The organism is Salinibacter altiplanensis, assembly GCF_002894645.1.
GTDB classification, from domain to species: Bacteria; Bacteroidota; Rhodothermia; order Rhodothermales; family Salinibacteraceae; genus Salinibacter; species Salinibacter altiplanensis.
On the sequence record NZ_NCQY01000023.1, the window covers coordinates 75663 to 98656 of the forward strand.

Consider the following 22994-nt stretch of genomic DNA (forward strand, 5'->3'; position numbering starts at 1 on the left):
GTCCCGTCCGAGCCCCAGATCTGGTGGTAGTCGAGCGCCTTGTCGAATGCCTGCCTCGAAATCGATGCGCGGATCAGAAGCGCACTGATCAGACTGCTCGCGTCGAATACACAGGACGGCCTGTTCTTCATTCAGCAGGAATTATGGGAGTTCGGGCGTGAAGGTTCGCTTTTCGGCCCGTCTGCTGATCTCGTCCGTGTACGTCTTGATCGACACCTGCGAGCGGGTGGCACTCCGGAGCTTTAAATTCAGCAGCGAATCGTTTTCCCGTCGCTCTTCTTTGGACGCGGCACGATGCGCCTTCGCAGCTTCCTTGTCGACCCGAGTTGTACCCTGATCGGTCTTCATGTCGATGCATCTCGTTTTGACCAAGACGCCGTGCCAACGAACGGCTCCGAGGGGAGTTCTTTTCAAGCGCTATGACGGGTCCAGCTCCGCCGCGACGGGCTTCAGGGCTTATGAAGAGGGCATTTGAGATGCCACCTTCCACAAGCGGCACCAGCCCGTCGTCGTCTGCAATGAGGAGTTATGCACATCATTCGTCTTCAACATCATTCGACCGATGTAGCTTGCTTCCAGCTTTCCTCGATTTGCTCGATCAGTGCCTGCCTGTTTTCACTATCCTCCACCTCACTGATCATAAATACTTTACCACCTGCGCCTTTAATCGAATCACCAATATGGTGGCATGTCGACTCATTCGTAATTATACACCGACCATTGAATTTCGTCGTCTTTCGTACATGGAGTGACAAGTCTGAGTACTGATCTCTGAACTTACGCGCCTCCAGCTTGAGATCTCCCTTTGGATTACTCGAAAGGAATTGCACCGAGGAAATAGACTCGGCAACACCTGAAATCACTTCGAGAAGCGATTCGTCAACGTAGGGGGCTACGATCATTAATGAACCGGAGGCCCTCCCCCCTGCGTGAACTCGACGCGAAAGACGGAGAAGCCTGCTTGACTTTTTCTGGCCGGCCCTTGCTAATTGTATCGAGTCTAAATAAAGAACCCGCATCAAAGAGTTTAGCAGTTATGTCGCGTCGCACCTGGTTCGCTGGATTGTGCATCGCCCTCCTCCTGGGCCTCGCGGGGCCACCGGATGCACGTGCCCAGACGGGACGTGTGGAGGGGAGGGTCGTCGAAGCAGAAACCGGGAATCCCCTCCGGAGCGTGAACGTGGGCCTGCGAGGCACCTCCATCGGAACGGCGGTACAAGCGGACGGGTCGTTCGTCTTCGACGACGTGCCGGTGGGCACGTACACGGTCGAAGCCAGCCTGGTAGGATATGAAACGGCCGAGCGAGAAATCGAGGTACGGACCAGCGAGACGACCACTCTCACCATCCGGCTTTCTCAGAAATCCGTAGAGCTTAGCGGCATTACAGTGACGGACCGCCGCGGCGGATACGTGGCCGAGGAAGTCGCAAGCGGAAACAAAATTGGTGCTCCCTTGGCGGAGACGCCCCAGTCTGTCTCGGTGATAACCCGCGACCAACTGGCCGCGAAAGGCGTTGATCGGCTGTCTGAAGCGCTTCGCTACACGCCCGGGGTTCAAGGTGAGACGTTTGGCTTCGAGCCCCGCACGACGTTTCTGCGGTTCCGGGGCTTCGACGCAACCACCGGTGGGCTCTATCGAAACGGGGTTCAGCTCCGGAATCCATCCTTCAACGAAGGGTACAACCCCGAACCCTACGGTGCCGAGCGGATCGAGGTACCCCGTGGGCCCTCCTCCGTGCTGTACGGGGCGGGCAGTCCAGGCGGGCTGGTCAACGTCGTCTCCAAGCGGCCGACCCAGGAACCGTTCAACGAGGTGGTGTTCGAGCCCGGATCGAACAACCGCCTACAGGGCAAGGTCGACCTGAGCGGCCCCATCGACGACGACGGCACCTTCTCGTATCGACTCACCGGCCTCGTTCGGGAAGCCGACACGCAGGTCGATCGCGTTCCTAACGACCGCTACTTCGTGGCCCCAGCCTTTAGCTGGCGGCCCTCCGACGCTACGACCCTCACGCTACTGGGCCGCTACCAGGAAGACGACACTCGGGCTTCCCAGCGGCTGCCCGTCTCTGGTACACTGGAGTCAAATCCAAACGGGGAGCTTCCCGTCGACCGGTTCCTGGGAGAGCCGGAAGCCGACCGGTTTGATCGTGAACAGTGGTCAATCGGCTACCTGTTTACACAGAAGGTCGGGAACGCGTGGACCATCGAGCAAAAGCTACGCTACTACTCGATCGATGTCGACGACGTGAGCGTCTTCGGAACCGGCCTCCAGGACGACATGCGAACCTTAGGCCGGTCCCTCTTTGAGAGCTTCGCAGAGCTTGATGGCATCGCCCTCGACAACCAGGCACAGGTCAACTTTGCGACCGGTCAGGCGCGCCACACGTTCTTGCTCGGGGTCGGTGTTCAGAGCATCGACGTCGGATCAGAGCAGAACTTTGGCAGCGCCCCGCCCATCGACGTCTTCGCCCCCACCTTCGACAAGGAGATTCCGGCCCCGCCTCCCTTCCAGGACACCGACATCGATCAGCGGCAGATCGGGGTGTATGCCCAAGACCACGTGGATCTGTACGACAAGTGGACCCTATCGCTGAACGGTCGAGTGGACTGGGCCCGGACCGAGACGGACAGGGCCCTTGCCGAGACCCAGACCGAGCAAAACGACACAGAGTTTAGCGGGCGCGTCGGTCTCGTGTACGAGTCCGACATCGGCCTGGCTCCGTACGCCAGCTACTCGGAGTCGTTCTTGCCGTCTCTGGGGACGGATCCGGACGGGGAGGCCTTTGAGCCGGAGCGCGGCGAGCAGTGGGAGGTGGGCGCCCGGTACCAGCCGCCGGGAAGCAACAGCTACCTGACGGTGGCCCTCTTCGATCTAACCCGCGAGAATTTTCTGCAGACCGATCCGGAGACGTTCCAGCAGATACAAACCGGGGAAGCCAACTCGCAGGGCATCGAGGTTGAAGGAGTGGCGAGCTTCGACTTCGGACTGGACGTAACAGCCAGCTACACGCGCCAGGACGTGGAGATCACCGAGAGCGTCAACGAAGCGGTGGAAGGAGACCGCCCCATACAGGTCCGTGAACAGATGGGGACCGGCTGGGCCGACTACACGCTTCAAGACAGTCCCCTCGCGGGACTGGGCCTTGGGGGTGGCGTGCGGTACCTCGGACCGAGCTTCGGGGACACGCCGAACACCCTGAAGGCCCCCGGCGTCACGCTCTTCGACGCCGCCGTTCACTACGACTGGGAGGGAATCCGTATTCAAATGAACGTTGACAATGTGTTTGACAACGAGCACGTCGCATCCACCTTCGTGAGCGGTCCCCAGGACTTTGCGACGTTCGGGGCCGAACGCACGGTCACGGCCAGCATCCGATACCGGTGGTGATCGGGAGCCCCACCTAATCGCCTCCGAGTTTCATTTTTGTGCCGTTTTCGATGCTCACAGCTACGCTCAGTCTCACGTACGCAGGAGCGGCTCTCTGCTACGCCGCTTCGTCCCGGTGAGTGGGGCACTGGCCTTCGAGATTGCCGTTCTTTCGATCGCTGTGTAGCTCCGCTCCCTTCATTCACGTCTGTACGGTTCTGCCCGACGGTGCCTCCGTGTCCCATGAAGTACAGCTGGACTCCCATTGAGGTGTGGAGCAGGACGGGAGCTGTCCTGCTTGCCAGTACAGCGCTGTATCTTGCCTTCTGCGTCTTTTGCGTGACGGGGATGCCGGTTGGACAAGACGTAGCCGTCGCCACGGGGGTCCTGATCGGATTTCCCGTGTGGGTCGGGGCGATGTGCTACGCAGTACTGGCTCGCACCGCGCTGCGGGCGTGGGGGATTCTGCTCGGGATTGCTTTCGTTCTCGGCGGCTGTGCCGCTCTCGCTCACGCCTTCTTGTAAATCACGCCGATGCCGACGTTTTCCTCTCGCACGTACAAGTTGATGTGGGATGCACATTCGATGACGGGCATCGTCATCGGATTGGCGCTCTTTGTGCTCTTCGTGACGGGGGCACTGCTGCTCTTTTGCGGAGAAATTCGGCAGTGGGAAGAGCCCTCTCTGCGAGCTTCGCCGGGCGAGCAGGCCTCCCTGAAGGCCATGACGGGACCCGTTCTCGACTCGCTTGGGCGAGGAGACACGCCGCCCTCCTACGTGTACTTGGGGCTTCCGGACGCCGGGCACGACAACCTGTACGTGTACGCAACCGGCGGGACCGTGGGCGCGTCGCACGACGCGTGGGTGAATCCAAAGAGCGGGGCGTGGGTCGCCAATCCCAATGAGGGCGCGATCACGCAGACGTTGTACTACCTCCACTTCTTTTATCAGTTTGGACTCTGGGGCCTCTACCTGTCGGGTGTCATTGGCCTGTTTGCCCTGTTGGCCGTCGTGACCGGGACCACCGTTCATTTCGACCGCCTTGTCAAGGATTTCTTCCAGTTTCGCCCCAGTGAGAAACTGCGCGTCGCGTGGGCCGATGCCCACAAGGTCCTCGGCACCATCGGCCTGCCGTTCCAGACGATGTATGCCTTCACCGGGGCGTACCTCGGCCTGGTGGGCTTGATTGCTCTTCCGTACGCGTCGCTCCTTTTCGACGGAAGCATGGCCGACTTTTACCGAGAGGCCGGGTACTACGCCCCTACCGTTCAGGTCGACTCGGTGGAGACGGCGTCGCCGACGGGAACGAGCCTGGACCAGTTGGCCGCCCGGGCCCGGAACGCCTGGCCGAACTTCGATCCGAAGACGATGATCGTCTCTAACATGGGAGAGCCCGACAGCCGTGTGGAAGTGATCGGGCGGACGCGGGGCTCGGCCTTCGGGGGCACCGGCTCCCTCGTCTTTCATGGCGCAACGGGAGAAGAGCTGCTACGCGATCCTCCCAGCGAGGCGGGGGCGCTGAACCAGGCCGTCCAAAGCATGGAGGTGCTCCACTTTGCAGAGTTTGGCGGCCTGGCGCTCAAAATCCTGTTCTTCCTCCTGGCGCTGGCGTCGAGCGCCGTTATTCTGACGGGCAACTTTACCTGGCTCGAAGTGCGCCGGACGCAAGACCGCACGATCAACACGATCCTGGCTCGTCTCACGGCGGGGGCGGCCACGGGAATGGCACCGGCCACGGCGCTCCTGTTCTTATCTGCCCACTGGAGACCTAGCGGAGCGATCTCCCCCGACGGCTGGACCGATCTCGTCTTCTTCGGAAGCTGGGGGCTCTGCGTGCTCTACGCACTGGTTCGACCGAACATTGCCTGCGTGCACCGCGCCCTGCTCGCCACCGGCGGCGTGCTCGCCCTGCTGATTCCGCTCGCCAACGGGCTCGCCACGGGGGACTGGCCGTGGGTCGCGTGGGCAGCCGGGCGCGGAGCCGTGGTGGGTGTGGATGTGGGGGCCGTTCTGTGTGGACTTGCGCTGCTGGGCCTTGCGGCGGGCCTGGACGTGGAAGCCGCCCCGCCGCCGCCCACCGATCAGGACCGACGTGAGGAAGAGCGTACGTCCGCTTCGGGGAGAACACCGGAGGAGGTCTTGCTGGATACGGCGTGACGCCGGACGGTAAGGGGGAAAGGAGAGCTCAGACAGGATGGGGACGCTGAACAAGTTGCGAGGGCGGGCTCGTTGGCCGGTGTAATGCTCGTCATCGTCGCTGCGGGACCGGTCCTGCCCCACCGGGCGGTCCGGCGGTGACCTCGGGCGCCCGGTGGAGAGCAGCACCAACGCGCCCCGCACAGTGCACGGACGCGTCGAAACGCCCCGTCCCGGTACACCGACGGACCTGAAGGTTTGCGGGCAGTCCCCCCAGGCCCGACTGTTCATTTTGTTTTCACCGCAACGGGCCGGGGATAGCCTTGCAAGTATCGGGACTACCCGGTAGGGTTTGACTGGCTACGTTGTTTATAACTAGTCTAAATAGTAAAGAAAGCCCTCCGCTTCCTCTCTGACGTTCTCTTTCCTCACTTTTATGATTCGACGAGATCCCCGTCTTGCCTGCGTGACCACTGCCCTGGCGGTTCTTCTGAGTCTGGGGCTCCCCGCACTTGCGTGGGGCCAGGCGCCGGCCGTTGCCCCCAGTGACTCCGCGGCACAGGCCGACTCCCTCTGGTCGATCGACATGAATCCCGTCGTCGTGACGGCCACCAAGACCCGGACATCGCTGAACGACGTGACGGTCCCGGCCTCGGTCATCACGAATGAGGACATTGAGGCGCGCGGGTCGCTGCGCCTGTCCGAGCTACTGCGCGAGGAGACGACCTTCCAGTTCGATTACTCGCACGGCACGGGCGTCCAGGTTCAGGGGCTTGACCCCGAGTACACGCTGCTCCTCGTGGATGGCGAGCCGATGGTTGGCCGCACGGCGGGCACGCTCGACCTCGATCGCATAAGTGTCAGCAACGTTGAGCGCGTGGAGGTTGTCCGCGGGCCTTCGTCGTCGCTCTATGGGAGCGAGGCGCTGGCCGGCGTCATCAACGTCATCACCGGAGAGCCCCAGCAGTCGCGGTCGCTCTCGGTGAGCGGGCGCCTTGGGCGCTACACGACGGCGGACCTCAACGCAACGGGCGAGTTCGTGGAAGGGCCGCTGTCCGGGTCCGTCTCGGCGAATTTCTACCGGACGGACGGCTACGACTTGAGCGAGGACGCCATCGGCCAGACAACCCCGGAGCAGGACGACTACACCGTGACGTCCGACCTGGCGTACGACCTGGGCGCGGCCACGACCCTGGACGTGAACGGCCGCCTCAACGTGAAACAGACGGACTACCGGACCGCCAATCGCCAGCAGCAGACCCTGAACGGCGAACGTGACCAGACGGACTGGAACGTAGAGACGACGCTCCGCCACGAGTTTCGGCCCGGCCTTCGCGGACAGACCACCCTCTACGGCTCGTGGTTCAACTTCGACCGCACGGAAACCCTCCAGCAGAGCGGGGAGGTGGACGATGAGCTAAGCACCGATCAGTTCTACGGCAAGGCGGAGACAGAGTGGAACGTGACACTGCCCCACGACAACCTCGTGACGGCCGGCGGCGGCCTTATCACCGAGTCGATCTCGGGGGTCAACCTGCTCCGGAACGGCACTGAGCGGCGCAAGAGCGGATTCGTGTTCGTCCAGGACGAGTTCTCGCCGACGGACTGGCTACAGCTGACCGCCAGCGCCCGCTTCGACGCCAACGAGGACTACGAGTCGGAGCTGAGCCCGAAGGGCGGCGTTCTCGTTGAGCCCGTCGATGGGCTGCGGCTGCGGGCGTCGGTCGGCACTGGCTTCAAGGCGCCTACCTTTCGGGAGCTCTACTACGACTTTACGAACAACTCGGCGGGCTACACGGTGATCGGGGCGGACCAACTGAACAGCGGCGTCGACCGCCTCCGCGAGAACGGACGCATCGCCCGGGAGCTCGATCGCTTTGCGGACATCGAGGATCTGGAGCCGGAGAATTCGCTGTCGTTCAACGGCGGGGTCGAAACGGACCTCCTCCCGCAACTCAGCACGTCGGTCAACCTCTTCCACAACGACGTGGAGAACCTGATCGACTCGCAGCTCATCCTGCAGAAGACCGGCGGCGGGCCCTTCCCCTTCGTGTTCACCTACTTCAACGTGGGAGAGGCCTTCACCCAGGGGCTGGAGTCGGAGGTGACGCTGCGCCCGCTCCGCGGCACGGACCTGGAGACGTCGCTGGGGCGTGTGGAATTGACGGCCGGCTATCAGTACCTGGAGGCCAAGAGCCGGGATGACATCGACGACATCGAGGCGGGCGAGCTCTTCCGCGTGCCGAACGACCCGCAGAGCCCGAACTTCGACCCCAACGCGCCCACGCTACAAGAGGGCGACTACATCGGGCTCTTCAATCGCTCGAAGCACTCCGGCTCCCTGAAGCTCCGCTACCAGCACGATCCGCTGGGCCTTACCGTCACGCTGCGCGGCACGTACCGGGGCGACTACGGCTTTGCCGACACGAACCAAAACGGCGTCTTCGACGAATTCGACGACGAGGCAGACGGCTACACGTTCTGGAACACGACGGTCCGCAAGACCCTGCTCGACCGCGCGACGCTCACGCTCGGCGTGGAAAATCTGACGGACGCATCGCCGGAGTACACGCCCGGGTCGCCGGTTCCCGTCTTTGGCGGACGCGAGTTCTACGCCGGCCTCTCGATGCAGCTCTATTAGATCCCCCTCCACCGCTGTTCAGATTCCTGATTCGATCTCACTCGGTTCTTTGGCCCGCCTGCTATTTAGACCGCCTACTATGATGCGATCCGCTGCGCTGCTTCTTGCTAGCTGCCTCCTTGCGTTCGCCGCGCACGCGCAGCCCACCGCCGACACGAGCCGCATCGTCACGCTCGGCGGCTCGGTGACGGAGATCGTGTACGCACTCGGCGCGGGGAGCCACGTGGTGGGCGTGGACGCGTCGAGCCTCTACCCGGAAGCGGCGACGGAGAAGCCGAGCGTGGGCTACTTCCGACGGCTGCCCGCCGAAGGGGTGCTGTCGCTCGACCCGTCGCTGGTCCTAGCGCTGGAGGGCACCGGCCCGCCGACCGTGCTCGATCAGTTGCGGAGCGCGGGGGTCCGCACTGAACTGATCGAGAATGAGCCGACCGTGGAGGGCACGACCCGGAAGATTCGCCGGATCGCCGGGCTGCTCGGGCGCGAGGCGCAGGCCGATTCGCTGATCCAGGAGATGGAAGCGGCCCTTGCGGAGGCGCGGTCGCTGCGCCAGAGGGCCACATCCTCCCCACGCGTGCTCTTCATCTACGCCCGCGGCAGTGGCACGATGAACGTGGCGGGCACCGGCACGTCGGCCGAGGCGATGATCGAGCTCGCCGGCGCGAAGAATGCCGTCTCTGGATTTGAGGGCTTCAAGCCGATGTCCGCCGAGGCCGTTGCTAGTGCGGAGCCGGAGGTCATCCTCATGCTCACGCGGGGGTTGGAAAGCATCGGCGGCGTCGACGGACTGCTCGAACAGCCGGGCATTACACTCACACCCGCCGGGGAGAACCAGCGCATCGTGGCGATGGACGACCTGCTCCTGCTCGGCTTCGGCCCGCGCCTGGGCACGGCGGTGAAGCAGCTCACTGAGAAGCTGCACCCGGAGCTGGACCCCGCGTCCTCATCGGCCAGCCGGCAGTAACTGACAGCGTCTGGGCATGGAATCGTCAATAGATACGCATCCCGGTGAGGACGCAGAACGTGCTGCGCCCGCGTCCCGCAACGGGGTCGGTTCTCCGGCCATGTCGATGCGGGTGCAGCACCAGCGGCGGGCCCGGCTCGTCCTGGGCGGGCTCGTCGCGCTCCTGCTCGGGGCGGTGGGGGCGAGCCTGGCGCTGGGGGCGGTGACGATCACGCCGGGGCAGGTGCTCGCGATCTTGGGCGAGCAGGTCGGGCTCGCGCTCCCGTGGGCCTACGAGACGCGCCAAGAACTCGTGCTAACGGTCATCCGCCTGCCGCGCGTGCTCTTGGCGATCAGCGTGGGCGGTGGACTCGCGGTGAGCGGCGCGGTGATGCAGGGCCTCTTCCGCAACCCGCTGGCCGACCCCGGCCTCATCGGCGTGTCGAGCGGGGCGTCGCTGGCGGCGGTCGTAACGATCGTGCTGGGGTCGACGGTGCTCGGCGCGTGGAGTGACACGCTCGGCGCCTTCCTGCTGCCGGCCGCAGCGTTCGCCGGTGGCGTGGTCGCGACGCTCGTTGTCTACCGCCTCGCGACACGCAATGGGCAGACGTCCGTCACGACGATGCTGCTGGCGGGCATTGCCATCAACGCGCTGGCGGGCGCCGGCACCGGACTCATGATCTTCATTGCCGACGACGACCAGCTGCGCGACCTCACGTTCTGGACCCTCGGCAGCCTCGGCGGAGCGACGTGGACGCAGCTCGCCGTCGTGGGGCCGTGCCTGCTGGGCGGGATGCTCGCGGCCCCGCTCCTGGCGCGCCCACTCAACGCGCTGCTGCTGGGCGAAAGCGAAGCGCGGCATCTGGGCATCCGCACCGAGCGGGTGAAGAGGCTCGTCGTCCTGCTGGCGGCGGGCGTGGTGGGCGCGGCAGTGGCGGTGAGCGGCATCATCGGCTTCGTGGGCCTCGTCGTGCCGCACCTGCTGCGCCTAGCCGTGGGGCCGGATCACCGCGTACTCATCCCCGGCTCGGCAATCTTGGGCAGCACGCTCCTCCTGGGGGCCGACCTTCTGGCGCGCACGATCGTCGCCCCCGCCGAGCTCCCCATCGGCATCGTGACGGCGCTGGTGGGCGCGCCCTTTTTCTTATGGCTCCTGCTGCGCGACCGCCAGCGCGGCGTCGGCTACTCGTTCTGACGCACAGGTGCTGCCTCGATCGTGCCTCGCCTCTCGCAATCCCCCTTCGCACTCTACTTCGGCTATGATTCGTCCTGCCCGTATCGTCATCTGGTGCACGGTCGCGCTGCTGACACCCCTTATCCAGGCCCCCACGCACGCTCAACCCGCACGGGTTGCGGACGAGACAACGCTGCATGACCTGCGCGTGGACGTCGGGTACCTCTCGTCCGACCTGCTGAAAGGCCGCGAGACGGGGACCGACGGGGAGCGCCTCGCCGCGCAGTACATCGCCGAGCGCTTCCGGGAGCTCCGCCTCGACAGTACATGGACGCAGCCGTTTGACTTTACGTACAGCCCGAACCCACACGCGTCGCCCGAGGAAGGTGAGCCGCGCACCGGGCGAAACGTCGTCGGGCACCTCGACCGCGGGGCGGCCCACACCGTCGTCATCGGCGCGCACTACGACCACCTCGGCTACGGCGGCGTCGGGTCGCGCGCACCGGGCGACTCGCTCATCCACAACGGCGCCGACGACAACGCAAGCGGCGTCGCGGCGCTCCTGGAGATCGCCCACCAGCTTCAGTCCGCCGATGCGGAGGGCAGCAATGTTCTCTTCGTGGGCTTCTCCGGGGAAGAACTGGGGCTTTACGGCTCGAAGCACTTCGTCGACGCGCTTTCTGTGCTCGCCGACCGGGTGAGCTACATGATCAACCTTGACATGGTGGGCCGCCTCGGCGACGAGCGCAGACTGGCCGTAAACGGCACCGGCACTTCGCCCGCCTGGGACGCCGCCCTCGACGCGGCGGCCGGCGCCACGGACATCACGCTTGCCGAAGACCCGTCCGGCCTCGGTGCGTCCGATCACACGTCGTTTTATCTCGACGACATCCCGGCGGTGCACCTCTTCACCGGTGCGCACGATGACTACCACACCCCCGCCGACGACAGCCACCGCATCGACTACGACGGGCTGCACGACGTGGCCACGTTCGCCGTCCGCCTCGTCGAAGCCCTGGACGATGATGGCGCGCTCGCGTTTACTGAGACCGACGATGAGCAACAGGGCCGCCGGATGTCGTTCGACGTCACCTTCGGCATTATGCCCGACTACGTCTTTGAAGGTGAGGGCATGCGCATCGACGCAGTGACGGAGGAGGACGGCCCGGCGGCGCGCGCAGGGCTGCAGGAAGACGACGTCATCGTGCGCGTCGGAAGCGTGGCGGTGGACGACATCTACGCCTACATGGACGCGCTGGGCCAGTTGGAGACCGGGGACACGGTCCCCGTCGTCGTGGAGCGCGACGAGCAGACATTGGAAAAGACGGTCCAGTTCTGACCGCGCCTACAGATTGTACGCGCCCGGTTTCACTTGCTGCCGGAGAGCACCCCGGAACGATGCCTCTTCGTGATTGCACGCCGCCACGTCCCATGCTTGCGCTCCGCGACATCACAGTACAGATTGGGGACGCGACGCTCATCGAGAGCGTGACCGCCAAGGTGCACTCCGGGCAGCTGACGGCGGTGGTGGGGCCGAACGGAGCGGGCAAGACGACGCTCCTGCGCGTCGCCACGGGCGAGCTGGCGCCGTCGGCCGGAACGGTGGAGATGGGCGACCGGCCGCTCGAGGCACTCCCCGAGCGCGAACAGGCGCGGCGCCGGGCCGTGCTGCCGCAGCAGTCGCAGCTCCACTTTGCGTTCTCCGTGCTGCAGGTCGTGCTGATGGGACGGACGCCGCACCTTCGGGGGGCGGAGTCGGCCCGGGACTGGGAGGTTGCACACGCCGCGCTCCAGGCCGTGGCGATGGACGACTTCGCCGAGCGCGACTTCCCGACACTCTCGGGCGGAGAGCAACAGCGCGTTCACCTGGCCCGCGCGCTGGCGCAAATCTGGACGCCGCCGGACGCCGGGCACCGCTACCTGCTCCTGGACGAGCCGACCGCCAGCCTCGACCTCGCGCACCAGCACCAGGTGCTGCAGACCGCCGCTGGCCTGGCCGCCGACGGCGTGGGCGTGCTGGCCATCCTCCACGACCTGAACCTCGCCGCGCAGTACGCCGACCACGTCGTGATGCTGCGGCGCGGCATGGCCCACGCGAAAGGGCCGCCGCGCGACGTGTTCACACCGGCGGGGGTCGAGGACGTGTTCGGCTGTCCCGTCCGCGTCATCGCCCACCCCACACAGCCATGCCCACTTATCGTGCCGGACGCGACGGCCCCTGCGTCCCCCCCCGCTGTTCCTACAGCATAAGCGCCCCCACTCGCTTGATCATCCACTCCTCTTGATCCGATGCCCACACAACCTCTCGACGCCCCCGACCTGAAAGCGCACTGGGAGACGTTCCAGGACGAGCACCCCGATGTCCGCATCCGTACCGCCGCCGACCGAATGGGCGTCAGCGAAGCGGAGCTCGTGGCCACCGGGTGCGGCGAGCACGTCACGCGCCTCGACGGCGACTGGAACGCGCTCCTCCGTGCGCTCGAATCGCTTGGCGAGGTGATGGCCCTCACGCGCAACGACGCCGCCGTCCACGAAAAGACGGGCGTCTATCGGAACGTCGAGTTCACCGACCCTCACAACATGGGCCTCGTGCTGGACGACGACATCGACCTGCGCCTGTTCATGAACCACTGGCACCTCGGCTTCGCCGTCGAAACGCCCTGGGACGGGGGGCGCGGCGGCGTGCGCCGGAGCCTCCAGTTCTTCGACCGCGACGGGACGGCCGTCCACAAGGTGTTTCTCACGCGCACGAGCGATCTGGGCGCCTACGACGCACTCGTCGACACGTACCGGCACGACGACCAGTCCATCGCGCAGGCCGTCACGCCGACCGAGGACGCCCCGGCAGAGACGCCCGACGAGGAGATCGATGTGGAGGGCTTTCTGCAAGAGTGGAGCGAGCTGGAGGACACGCACGACTTCTTCCCGCTCCTTCGTACGTACGAGGTCTCGCGGGCCCAGGCACTGCGGTTTGGCGAGGGACCGTTTACGCGCCGTGTGCCGGACGACAGCCTGCGCGAAATGCTCAAGACCGCTGCCGAGCGGGAGACGCCGATCATGGTGTTCGTCGGCAGTCCCGGCTGCATTCAGATCCACACCGGCCCGGTGAATGCGCTCAAATCCACACCGCCGTGGTACAACGTGCTCGACCCCGGCTTTCAGCTGCACCTGCATGAAGAAGAGATCGATCAGGCCTGGGTGGTGAAGAAGCCGACGATTGACGGAACCGTGACCTCGCTGGAGTTGATGGACGCGGAGGGCGGCATCATCGCCCGCTTCTTTGGCAAGCGCAAACCGGGCCGGCCAGAGCGAGAGGACTGGCGCTCCATTCTGGCGGCCCTGCCGTCGGAGCCGTAGTCTTTTTCCTGCACGCGGCCTCCCCCACGCGATCTTCACGAGGACGGTCCCTGCCCCCCTTGCAAGTGCACTACAGAATCGGTAGCGTTGAACTGCACCGCTTATTTATAACTAATCTAGATAACGAATGCATTCCGGTGTCCGTGGTCGGACGGCTCTCGGCCGAATGAAGACGGAAATGGGGTGCGTGAGGAGTGATGGCGCGCCCTGAGGGCAACGTTCTCACGCGTCATGCTTTCCGGTTCGCTTTCGCTCATCCGCAATACGAAATACGCAACAGTCGCTCATGTCCCGCCTCCTTCAGTTCCTCTTCGCCGCTCTTCTCGTCGCTGCGCCCCCTGCCTGGGGCCAATCGGCCGACGCCCCCGACGGCGACCCCGGTGTCCTCGTCCTGGCGCCGGACCGTGGCTTTCTCGGCAACGAGAAGACGCGCGACGCCATGGCCCATTTCCGGGAGCACACGTCGAACGTTGGGCTTGCCGTCGCCACGTACGAAGAAACCCGGTCGAACCTGAACGAGGCGCTCTCCTCAATCGACACCGAGCACGGCGTGGTGGTTCTTCCGCTCTTTCTGTCGGCCCACCACGCACTCTACCAGACGGCCCGCGACGCCCTGCCGGAGGTAGAGAACGGCGTGCGGTGGGCCGCCCCACTGGGGACGAGCTACCTGAGCGAGGAGCTTCTCTTCGACCGCGTGGACGCCCTCTCGGAGCGCCCGGACGAGGAGGCATTGGTCGTGGTCGGCTACGGGGCCACGAACGCTGAAGGAGCCGACGCCATCCGGGCCGATCTTCAGGCCTCCGCCCGGCGAGCCGCCGAGATGCACGGGCTGACCGGGGGGAGCGAGGTGGTCGTACAATACGCACGGACAGCACCGGAGAAGGCATCCCGCGCGGCCATCGGACGCGCCACCAAGACCGTGAAGGCCGCGGCCAGCAAGCATGAGCGCGTGCTGGTGGTGCCCTTCAACCTTGGGATGCAGTACACCACCATGATGTCGAGCTGGTCGTGGATGCAGCGGCCGCTCCAGTCCATCGACGGCGTGGTCGCCAGCGGCGCGGACGTACTCTCTCACCCGAACGTCGAGCGGTGGCTCCGGCGCACCACCACCGCGCACCGCCCCCTCGCTCGCGACGAGGTGGGTGTCATCGCCGTGCCCCACGGCTCGGAGTACAACTGGAACGAGACAATGCGCGAAGGCCTCGCGCCGGTTGCGGACGACTACACCATGGCCGAGGCGTTCAGCATGGTCGACCCGACGGTCGTGGAACGGGCCGTGCGCACGTTGGAAAGGGACGGCCTAAAGGCCGCCGTCATGGTCCGTATCTTTTCGATGGAGAGCAGTTTTCGGGAAAAGTCGCACTACATACTGGGCCTACAGAACACCTACAGCGGCGGGATGGGCGGGCGCTTCCCGGAACGCATCCGGACCCACCTGCAGATGACGACACTCGGCGGACTGGAGGCGAGTCCCCACTTCGCGAAGGGCCTCCTCGACCGCGCCCGGGCCATCAGTCAGGCCCCGTCGGATGAGACCGTCATCCTCCTGGCGCACGGGACGGGCTCGGACACAGAGAACGCACACTGGATGAGCAACCTTCGCACCATTGCCGACACGATGCGGGCCCACGGCGGCGATGCGTTCCGCACCATCAAGGTGCACACCTGGCGCGAAGACTGGCCCGAGAAGCGCACGGAGACAATTCCTGAGATCCAAGACATGGTCCGCGAGGCGTCCGAGGACGGCACGGCACTCGTCATTCCCGCCCGCACCACGTCCGAGGGGCGCGCCTCCGAGTACCTCGACGACCTCGACTACCGGTACGGCAAGGGGCTGGCCCCACACCCGCAGTTCGAGGCCTGGATGCGCGAGCAGATCGAGACCGGCATCGACCGCCTCCGGGCGGCGCCTCAATCCCCCGACCCGGCCACGACGACCGCCGGACCCCCGCAGTGACAAGGCAGGCAAAGGCGCCATGCACTAGGCCGCCACCACACGTTTCCCGCATTCTCCTCCCTCCGCACCATGCACAACCTCCACGGCCCCGACCGCCTCTTCGAGACCCGCTACGGCCACGTCCTGCAGTGTGCCTGCTGCAGCCGCATCCAGATCACCCTCCGCGAACACACGCTGCTGGTAGACGCAGACGAGTTGGAGGCCCTGACCGACACGATCAAGCACGCCTGGGCCAAGGTGCGCAACGAAGACGGGCAGGATCAGTGGACCCTCCAGGCAGGGACCGATGCCGGTCCCGTGTCCATCACGCTCTCCGAACCGTCGCTCTACACGCTGCACATCCTTCTCCAGGGGGCCTGGTCGATGTACACGCTCCGAGAACGGGTGTGGGCCGTGGTGGGCGGCGCGGACAACCACCGCGCCCGCGACGTGCTGCACAACCATGTGCCTCCCGCTCAGTCACGGTGGGGCCGCCTCGACCAGTCCTCATAAGTTTGCGTTTTCACCACATGGACGACACTGCCCCGGCGCAGCCGTTTGATGCTCAGCGGGCCGCCGCGTACGACGACCGCATCCGGCGCCTCTGCCCGGACTACGGTCATCTCCAGAAGACAGTTGCCTCCGTGCTGGCGGCCCAACTGCCAGACCGCGCCCACCTGCTCGTGGCGGGGGCCGGCACCGGCACTGAAATTGTACAGATGGGGCGTGCCCATCCGCAGTGGCGGTTCACCGCCGTCGACCCGTCGGCCGCGATGCTGGACCGATGTCGAGCGAAGGTCGCACACGCTGGGCTCAAGGACCGGATCGACTACATCGACGCGCCCGTCGAGGACATGCCCGCCTCGCGATTGTTCGACGCCGCCACGTCGCTTCTCGTCACGCACTTCATCGACGAAACAGCGGCCACGCGGCGCTACTTCCAAAGTCTCGTCGGGCGACTGGTCCCCGGCGCCCCACTGGTATGGGCGGACCTCTACCGTCCCGCATCCGACGGGGCGTTTCGCTGCCTCTGGGCCGCTTGGCGCAGGCACGTAGGGGCACACATGACGACGAAGGAAACGGACCGGGCGTTTGTCCGCATCGAAGAGGACATCTCGTTCGTGCGACCGGACGGGCTGGAACAGATTGTCACTGGGGCGGGCCTGGCCCCACCCACACAGTTCTACCAGCACCTTCTGTGGGGCGCGTGGACCACCACAGCGAGATGACCGCCCCGGCATAGGAGAGACGTCGCGCGGGACTCTCGTTGTCGGGAGTTCCTCTACACAGTCTCTTCTTGACGCCTTCGGAATTGGGAGCGATGTTGGAAACCCACACGTTGTTTCTCCTCGCCCTGCGTCACTGTGTACCGACGCTGGATCGCCCGTGCCAGTCTCGTCTTCACCCTCCTTGGCAGCTGGGGGATCCTGGGGGGATCTGCCTCCACGTTCGGCCAGCCGTCGAGCACAGGGTCGGCGCTGGTCACGCCTCAGGGGCAGGACGCGGCCCCTGAAGTTCAGCGGCGCGTGCAGCGATCCCTCCACGGCCCTGCGCCCCGCTCCAAGGATGGGCCTCTCTCTCCCATCGGCGCGGACCTCGCCACGCTCTATCACCAGCACGCGGCTGACGGCCCCGCGGGAGTGCGCCGCCTGTTCGGAAGCGCCACGCGCATCCGTCAGGGCCGGGACGCTCGCTACCGCCGCCCGGTCTCGCGGGACGGCCGGCACGTCACAGTCACCGCCGTCGCCACGGGCGCGGGCGGCCTCCTGTCGGACCTCCGGGCCCTTGGCCTAAAGCGGGGCGCTCGGGCGGGCCGCTCCGTCTCGGGACGCCTGCCAATCGCGGCCCTCAAGACGGCCGCTCAACTCTCGTCGCTCCGGGGCATGGTGCCCGCCTATGCCCAGACGCACGTCGGACGTGTGGACTCGGAGGCCGACACGGCCCACCGTGCCTTTGAGGGGCGGACCGCCCTCGACGTGAACGGCAGTGGCCAGAAGGTCTGCGCCTTGTCGGACAGCTACGACCGGAGCGCTACCGCCGCCACCACCGCCCAAGACGACGTCGCGTCGGGCGACCTGCCGGGGCCGGGGAACCCAGCGGGGCGAGCCGCCCCGGTGGACGTGCTCGACGACAGCGAGCCGGGCAGCGACGAGGGGCGCGCGATGCTCCAGCTCATCCACGACCTTGCCCCCGGCGCCGAACTCGGCTTCCACACGGCCGTCGGAGGACTCCCTGCCTTTGTACAGGGCATCCATGACCTCGCCGACCCCCAGAAGGGAGATTGCGACATCCTGGTCGACGACGTCCGGTACAACACCCAGCCCTTCTTCCAGGACGGCCCCGTTGCGAACGCGGTGGACCGTGTCGTTGCCGAGGGCGTCGCGTACTTCTCTTCCGCCGGGAACGACGGCCAGAACGCCTACCAGGATGGCTTTCGCGACTCCGGAAGGCAGGGTGTCCTCAGTAGCAGCGCCGTGGCCCACGACTTCGCTCCCTCCGGCGGGACAGTCGACACGCTCCAGCGCATCACCATCCGGCGGGGCGGTACCTTCCGCATCTTCACGATGCAGTGGACGGATCCCTCGTCGTTGGTCGAGGGGTCGAGGGGTGCAAACACGGACCTCGACGTGGCCCTCGTGAACGACACGCTCGGGGTCGTCGCCCAGTCCGCCCGCGACAGCGACGACACGGGCCTGCCCGTAGAAGGGGTCCTGTCACATACCAACACCGGCACCATCGACACCAACGAGGACGGCGTGGCGGACTCGACGTACCATCTCGTCATTGAAAAGGCCGCGGGTCCCAACCCCGACGGCGTGAAGTACATCCACTCCGGACTCAGCTACGCGATCGAGGAGTACGACCCGACCGGTCCCACCCTCTACGGTCACCCCATGGCCGAGGGCGCAATGGCGATCGCCGCGGCGCCGTTCTTCAACACCGGCGCGTACAACTCGAACGTCAATCCCGCCGTTCTGGAGCCCTTCTCCTCGGCAGGAGGCATCAAGGTTCGGTTCGACGAGAGCGGATTTCCGATTCTGGCCCCGGAGGCCCGCGAGAAGCCCGACCTCACCGCGACCGACGGCATCGACAATACGTTTTTCGGCGCCGATTCGGCCTACGACTCGGACACACACCCAAACTTCTTCGGCACGTCGGCGGCGGCCCCGAACGGCGCCGCCATCGCGGCCCTCGTCCGCGAGGCCACCCCCGGCCTCTCCCCCCCGGAGGTCTACGACCGGCTCGAGTCGAATGCGCAGGACGTGACGAAGCGCCAGGATCGGGGCGGAGCCTTTGTCTCCATCCCGTCGGGCGTCGACCGCTGGAGCGGGCACGGGTTCATGCAGGCGACCGCCACAGCTCTGCCCGTGGCACTGACTGACTTCGGGGCAGTCGTCGAAGAGAAGCACGCCGTGCTCACCTGGACGACGGCCCGTGAGACCAACAACGCTGGCTTCGGCGTCGAGCACAAGCGCGGCGACGGGGCCTTTGAGACGATCGGCTACGAGGCCGGGGGCGGCACGACCTCCGAATCGCGGACGTACCGGCACCGCACAGCACCGCTCGCCCCCGGCCTCCACACCTTTCGACTCCGGCAGGAGGACCTCGACGGATCGTCCTCCTACAGCCGAGAGATCCCCCTTGAGCGCTCTCTCTCCAACACGCACCGCGTATCGGACGTCGCCCCGAACCCAGTGACCGACGAGGCGTCAGTATCGGTTGCCGTGGGGGCGCCGCAGGAGGTACGGGTGGACGTGTACAACGTGCTCGGCCAGCGGGTCGCGCGTCTGCACAACGGCCGCTTACGGGCCGACGATCCGTGGACGCTGACGGTGGGACCTGGATTGCAGAGTGGTGCGTATTTCCTCCGCGTCGACGGTGCCTCTTTCACCGCGACCCGACCGTTCGTCCGTGTCCGATAGCGCCAAGGTCCCTCTCAGTACCATGTCGTGTCCGTCGTGGGTGCCCACCGGCCTGTTCGTCCTGCTCACCGCGGCACTCGTCCCGGGACCCAGCCCGGCCCAGTCCCCGCCCGACAGCCTTCGGGCCGAGGCCCGTCAGGACTTTCACGGCCCCGACCAAACGGGCAAGGACGGCCCGCTCGCCAAGGCCGGCCTGGATCTGCTGCTGCTCTACCACGAGTATCGGGCACTTCGGCGGGACGGCGAGGCCCCCTTCTCACCAAGTGTGGACGGGGCCCGAGTGGCCGATGGGCACGTGACCATCGACGCCGTCGCAAAAGAATCGGCCCAGGAGCTACGGGCGGACCTGACCGCACTCGGCCTCAAGGAGGCGGCGGTCGCCGGGCGAGTGGTGTCGGGCCGACTGCCCATCGAGCACGTGCCGGCCCTCGCCCGGGTCGAGTCGCTACGGGGCGTCGTCCTTCCGCGGGCAGAAACGCAGGACGGTGGGTCCTCTCGCCTGCGGCCGGAGGCCCGGAACGCCGCCCCAGAAGCCTCTTCCGCCCCCTCGCTGCCCTCCGACGAAACCGACCCCGGCGCCGCCCTCTTCCTCGGCGTCGCACTCGGGACGTTTCTCCTCACCGAGGCGTAGGGGCAGTTTCTCCGTCGCGTGTGACCGCCGCGGCCGTCCGCTACAACGCCACTTCCGCCCCGACCAGCAGCGTGCGGCCCGGCATTGGCGCGTCGAAGACCTCGCTGTACTGCCGGTCGAAGGCGTTGCGGAGCTCGACGGACAGCGTGGTGCGGGCGCCGGAGAGGCGCGTGTCATAGGCCAGCCGACCGTGCACCACCCCGTAGCGGTCGGTCGCTAGGGGCGCGTCGCGGAGCCGATCCTTCCACAGTCCCTGCAGGCCCAGCGTCACGGCCCCGGCCCGGAGCGACGCGCTGCTCTGTATCTGGTGGCGAGCCCCATCGAGGCCGTACTTGTAGGCGGAGGGGGCCTTCTGTCCGTCGAGGCTGGCGTCGAGGAGCGTGTAGGCCGCGTCGAGATGAATCCCCACGGCGCCGAGGGTCCGGTCGAACGACAGCTCGGTTTCGAGGCCCGTAGTGGTGGTCCGGTCCAGATTTTGGGCCTCAAACACTTGCTCCGTCTCGTTCCGGAGGTAATCGATGGCGCTGTCGGTCGTGCGGTGGAAGCCCGTCGCGGACAGCGACAGGTTTGCTGGCAGGCGCACGTCCACCCCTGCCTCTCCCGACCAGGCGGTCTCGGCAGCGAGGTCGGCATTGCCCTGGTTACTGGGGGAGTCGATAAAGCGCTCCAGGAAGTTGGGCGCCCGCACCACGCGCCCTCCCCCCGCACGGAGCGTCGCCGGCCCAAGGTTATAGGCCACGTAGAGCTGCGGGGTCGGCTCCGTCCCGTACGTCGGGTCGTAGTCGACACGCGTGCTCTGGTTGATCGTGAGGCGGGAGGTGGCACGCCAGCGCAGGCTCACGAAGGCCCCGACGGATGGGTCGCCGTGCACCCCATCCCGATTGCTGTCGACCCCGCGGAGCCCGGCGGAGGCACCGCCGGTTGCCCGAACGCGGTTCCACGTGTGGGAGCCCTGCCCCTGTACGCGGAGGCGACGACTGACGTGGGTGTTGGCCCCCACGTTGGGGTTGTACGTATACCGGTCGCGGTGCTGCTTGCCGAAGAGCTGCACCTGCCAGGGCGTCTGTGCATCGCCGGGGCTGGTCAGGCGGCTCTGCAGCCAAAACGTCGACGTCGCCTCCCGGGCCCGATCCGTAGCAAAATCCGTGTAGAAGTGGTAGGCCCCAAACTCACGGTCGTCCACCCCGGCTCGGGTGTAGAGCGTCGCGGCCCCAACGTCTCGGGAGACCGCGGCCGTAGCCGCTCGTCGCTCGAAATCGGTCTGGACAGCACTGGACAGGTCCGTTGTGCCCTCCGGATCCACCGACACATCCCGCCCATCACTGCCCTGCACCGCCGCCGCTGCACTCACGGTCGTCCGTTCGCTCACGGTCCGCACCGCCCCCCCGACATCGTAGAAATCGTTCTTTCCGTACCGGCCATCCACCTGGGCCGTGGTTCCCTCCCCCGCCCTCTCTCTTCCACGCAGGGCCGTCTTCGTGATGAGGTGGACCACCCCGCCGAGCGCGTCGGGGCCGTAGAGGGCCGTCGCCGATCCGTGAAGCACCTCGACACGCGCAATTTCCGAGAGCGGCACCGGCAGGTCCATCAGAAAGTGCCCGGTGTACGGGTCATTGATGCGGGCGCCGTCCAGCAACAGCAATACCCCGTTGAACGTGGAGCCCCGCATTGTGAGGTCGCTCTGCACGCCAAAGCCGCCTCGGCTCTTCACGTCGAGCCCCGCCGCGACGTTGAGCAGCTGGTCCACGCTGTTGACGGACAAGGCCTGGATGTCCTGCTGGGTGTACACGCTCACGCGACGGCCCGTCTCCTGCGCCGCCGAGGCCACGCGGGAGGCCGTCACCACGACACTGTCGGACACCTGCACACGAAACGCCACGTCGGACGTGTCCTGGCCCTGAACAGGCGTTGCGAGCAAAAGGAGAAGGGACGGAACAAGCAGGCGGAAACGAGACATGCAGGAGACAGGGGAGAGTGTAACGATCGACCAGCAGCGCCCAACAACTATGTCAGTAGGGGGATCCTCGTCCGCCTCCGAAATTCTTTGAAGACGTGTAACGCTTCGCATCTCTGCGGGTACGGCGGATCCTGCTTCGGAGACCGCCGATTCCGAAGTGTCCCTACGCAGACTCTCATTATTCCTGTGCATTTCTCCCCCATGGATATGCCCGACGCCCCAACAACCATTTCTGCCAACGACCTCAAAGATGCCCTCGAAGGCGAACACCCACCGGTCCTCATCAATGCCCTGCCGCGGGAGGCCCACGTGGCGAAGCACATTCCGGGCTCCGTGAACGTCCCGGTCGACGAGATCGAGCGGGTTGAAACGATCGTGCCCAACAAGGATGCCCTCGTCGTGGTCTATTGCGCCAATGCCGACTGCACCGCCTCCCTCAAGGCCGCACAGGCCCTGGAGGAGACGGGCTACACGAACGTGGTCGACTTCGAGAACGGCTACGCCGGCTGGCGGCGGGCGGGACATCCGCTGGTCGGCAAGGAGAACTGAGCAGATAGGCAAAAGAACCGGGCAGTGCCCCCTTCCGAGCACGCCGGAGGTGCGAAGCGGAGTCAGGGCACTGAACGCCCGGTGCCCCTGTACCCCCGGGGTGCGTTTCTTCAAAGGCCCCCCGTAGCGACCTTCACGGCATAGGTCCCCATCGGTGTCCTCGCTGAATCCTAGGGAGATTCTCAGGGGATGCCCCTGCGGGCTTCGCTTCGTCTCCCGTCTGGTCGTCAGCCCCTCGGGATTGACCGTCGAGTGAACGCGTTTCCGCGTGTCTACGTGGCCTGTACGTCCGGCGCCCCCCTAAAGAACTACAGAACACCGTCCCTCTTGCGGACGAGACGGCCGTCGTCCCGTCATCGCTTTACACAAGCGATTCGTCC

The 22994-nt window shown here is 65.9% G+C and carries 18 protein-coding genes; 15 read left to right on the forward strand and 3 right to left on the reverse strand.

Annotated features, from left to right (window positions below; all coding sequences use genetic code 11):
• Positions 1-141 precede the first annotated feature (141 nt).
• Positions 142-348 carry a hypothetical protein gene (locus tag B7R93_RS10550; protein ID WP_103020738.1) on the reverse strand — a complete coding sequence of 69 codons (207 nt, stop codon included), beginning with the start codon at positions 346-348 and terminating at the stop codon, positions 142-144.
• Between the two features lie 203 nt (positions 349-551).
• Positions 552-902, reverse strand: coding sequence for a hypothetical protein (locus tag B7R93_RS10555; protein ID WP_103020739.1), 351 nt, complete (start codon positions 900-902; stop codon positions 552-554).
• A gap of 134 nt (positions 903-1036) precedes the next feature.
• Here B7R93_RS10555 and B7R93_RS10560 point away from each other — a divergent pair, with 134 nt between their 5' ends.
• From B7R93_RS10560 to B7R93_RS10625, 14 genes are all read left to right on the forward strand, one after another.
• Positions 1037-3391, forward strand: a complete 2355-nt coding sequence (locus tag B7R93_RS10560) for a TonB-dependent siderophore receptor (protein WP_198598653.1) — start codon at positions 1037-1039, stop codon at positions 3389-3391.
• A gap of 222 nt (positions 3392-3613) precedes the next feature.
• The gene (locus B7R93_RS10565; RefSeq protein ID WP_103020741.1) at positions 3614-3895 is read left to right on the forward strand and encodes a hypothetical protein; all 282 of its coding nucleotides are present in this window, start codon (positions 3614-3616) and stop codon (positions 3893-3895) included.
• A 9-nt stretch (positions 3896-3904) separates the two neighbouring features.
• Positions 3905-5527, forward strand: a complete 1623-nt coding sequence (locus B7R93_RS10570; RefSeq protein ID WP_103020742.1) for a PepSY-associated TM helix domain-containing protein — start codon at positions 3905-3907, stop codon at positions 5525-5527.
• Positions 5528-5972: 445 nt separating this feature from the next.
• On the forward strand, positions 5973-8147 hold the full coding sequence (locus tag B7R93_RS15910) for a TonB-dependent receptor plug domain-containing protein (protein ID WP_232798326.1): 2175 nt from the start codon (positions 5973-5975) through the stop codon (positions 8145-8147).
• A 79-nt stretch (positions 8148-8226) separates the two neighbouring features.
• Positions 8227-9108 carry a heme/hemin ABC transporter substrate-binding protein gene (locus B7R93_RS10580; RefSeq protein ID WP_232798327.1) on the forward strand — a complete coding sequence of 294 codons (882 nt, stop codon included), beginning with the start codon at positions 8227-8229 and terminating at the stop codon, positions 9106-9108.
• Between the two features lie 100 nt (positions 9109-9208).
• Positions 9209-10282 (forward strand): FecCD family ABC transporter permease, encoded by a 1074-nt coding sequence (locus B7R93_RS10585; RefSeq protein WP_423815922.1) that lies wholly within the window; start codon positions 9209-9211, stop codon positions 10280-10282.
• Positions 10283-10346: 64 nt separating this feature from the next.
• On the forward strand, positions 10347-11600 hold the full coding sequence (locus B7R93_RS10590; RefSeq protein WP_103020745.1) for a M20/M25/M40 family metallo-hydrolase: 1254 nt from the start codon (positions 10347-10349) through the stop codon (positions 11598-11600).
• A gap of 92 nt (positions 11601-11692) precedes the next feature.
• Positions 11693-12511 (forward strand): heme ABC transporter ATP-binding protein, encoded by an 819-nt coding sequence (locus tag B7R93_RS10595; RefSeq protein WP_103020746.1) that lies wholly within the window; start codon positions 11693-11695, stop codon positions 12509-12511.
• A 39-nt stretch (positions 12512-12550) separates the two neighbouring features.
• Positions 12551-13618 carry a hemin-degrading factor gene (locus B7R93_RS10600; protein WP_103020747.1) on the forward strand — a complete coding sequence of 356 codons (1068 nt, stop codon included), beginning with the start codon at positions 12551-12553 and terminating at the stop codon, positions 13616-13618.
• Between the two features lie 286 nt (positions 13619-13904).
• The gene (locus tag B7R93_RS10605; RefSeq protein WP_103020748.1) at positions 13905-15575 is read left to right on the forward strand and encodes a sirohydrochlorin chelatase; all 1671 of its coding nucleotides are present in this window, start codon (positions 13905-13907) and stop codon (positions 15573-15575) included.
• Positions 15576-15644: 69 nt separating this feature from the next.
• Entirely contained in the window at positions 15645-16067 is a 423-nt protein-coding gene (locus B7R93_RS10610; RefSeq protein WP_103020749.1) for a hypothetical protein, read from the forward strand.
• Between the two features lie 17 nt (positions 16068-16084).
• Complete coding sequence (locus tag B7R93_RS10615) at positions 16085-16783, forward strand: class I SAM-dependent methyltransferase (protein WP_103020750.1); 699 nt, start codon at positions 16085-16087, stop codon at positions 16781-16783.
• Positions 16784-16918: 135 nt separating this feature from the next.
• Complete coding sequence (locus B7R93_RS10620) at positions 16919-19477, forward strand: S8 family serine peptidase (RefSeq protein WP_103020751.1); 2559 nt, start codon at positions 16919-16921, stop codon at positions 19475-19477.
• 22 nt (positions 19478-19499) lie between these two features.
• Positions 19500-20108 (forward strand): hypothetical protein, encoded by a 609-nt coding sequence (locus B7R93_RS10625; RefSeq protein ID WP_103020752.1) that lies wholly within the window; start codon positions 19500-19502, stop codon positions 20106-20108.
• A gap of 40 nt (positions 20109-20148) precedes the next feature.
• Here B7R93_RS10625 and B7R93_RS10630 read toward each other — a convergent pair whose 3' ends face one another.
• Positions 20149-22065 carry a TonB-dependent receptor plug domain-containing protein gene (locus tag B7R93_RS10630; protein WP_103020753.1) on the reverse strand — a complete coding sequence of 639 codons (1917 nt, stop codon included), beginning with the start codon at positions 22063-22065 and terminating at the stop codon, positions 20149-20151.
• A gap of 207 nt (positions 22066-22272) precedes the next feature.
• Here B7R93_RS10630 and B7R93_RS10635 point away from each other — a divergent pair, with 207 nt between their 5' ends.
• Positions 22273-22614: a rhodanese-like domain-containing protein gene (locus tag B7R93_RS10635; protein WP_103020754.1), complete on the forward strand. Its 342-nt coding sequence runs from the start codon at positions 22273-22275 to the stop codon at positions 22612-22614.
• Positions 22615-22994 lie beyond the last annotated feature (380 nt).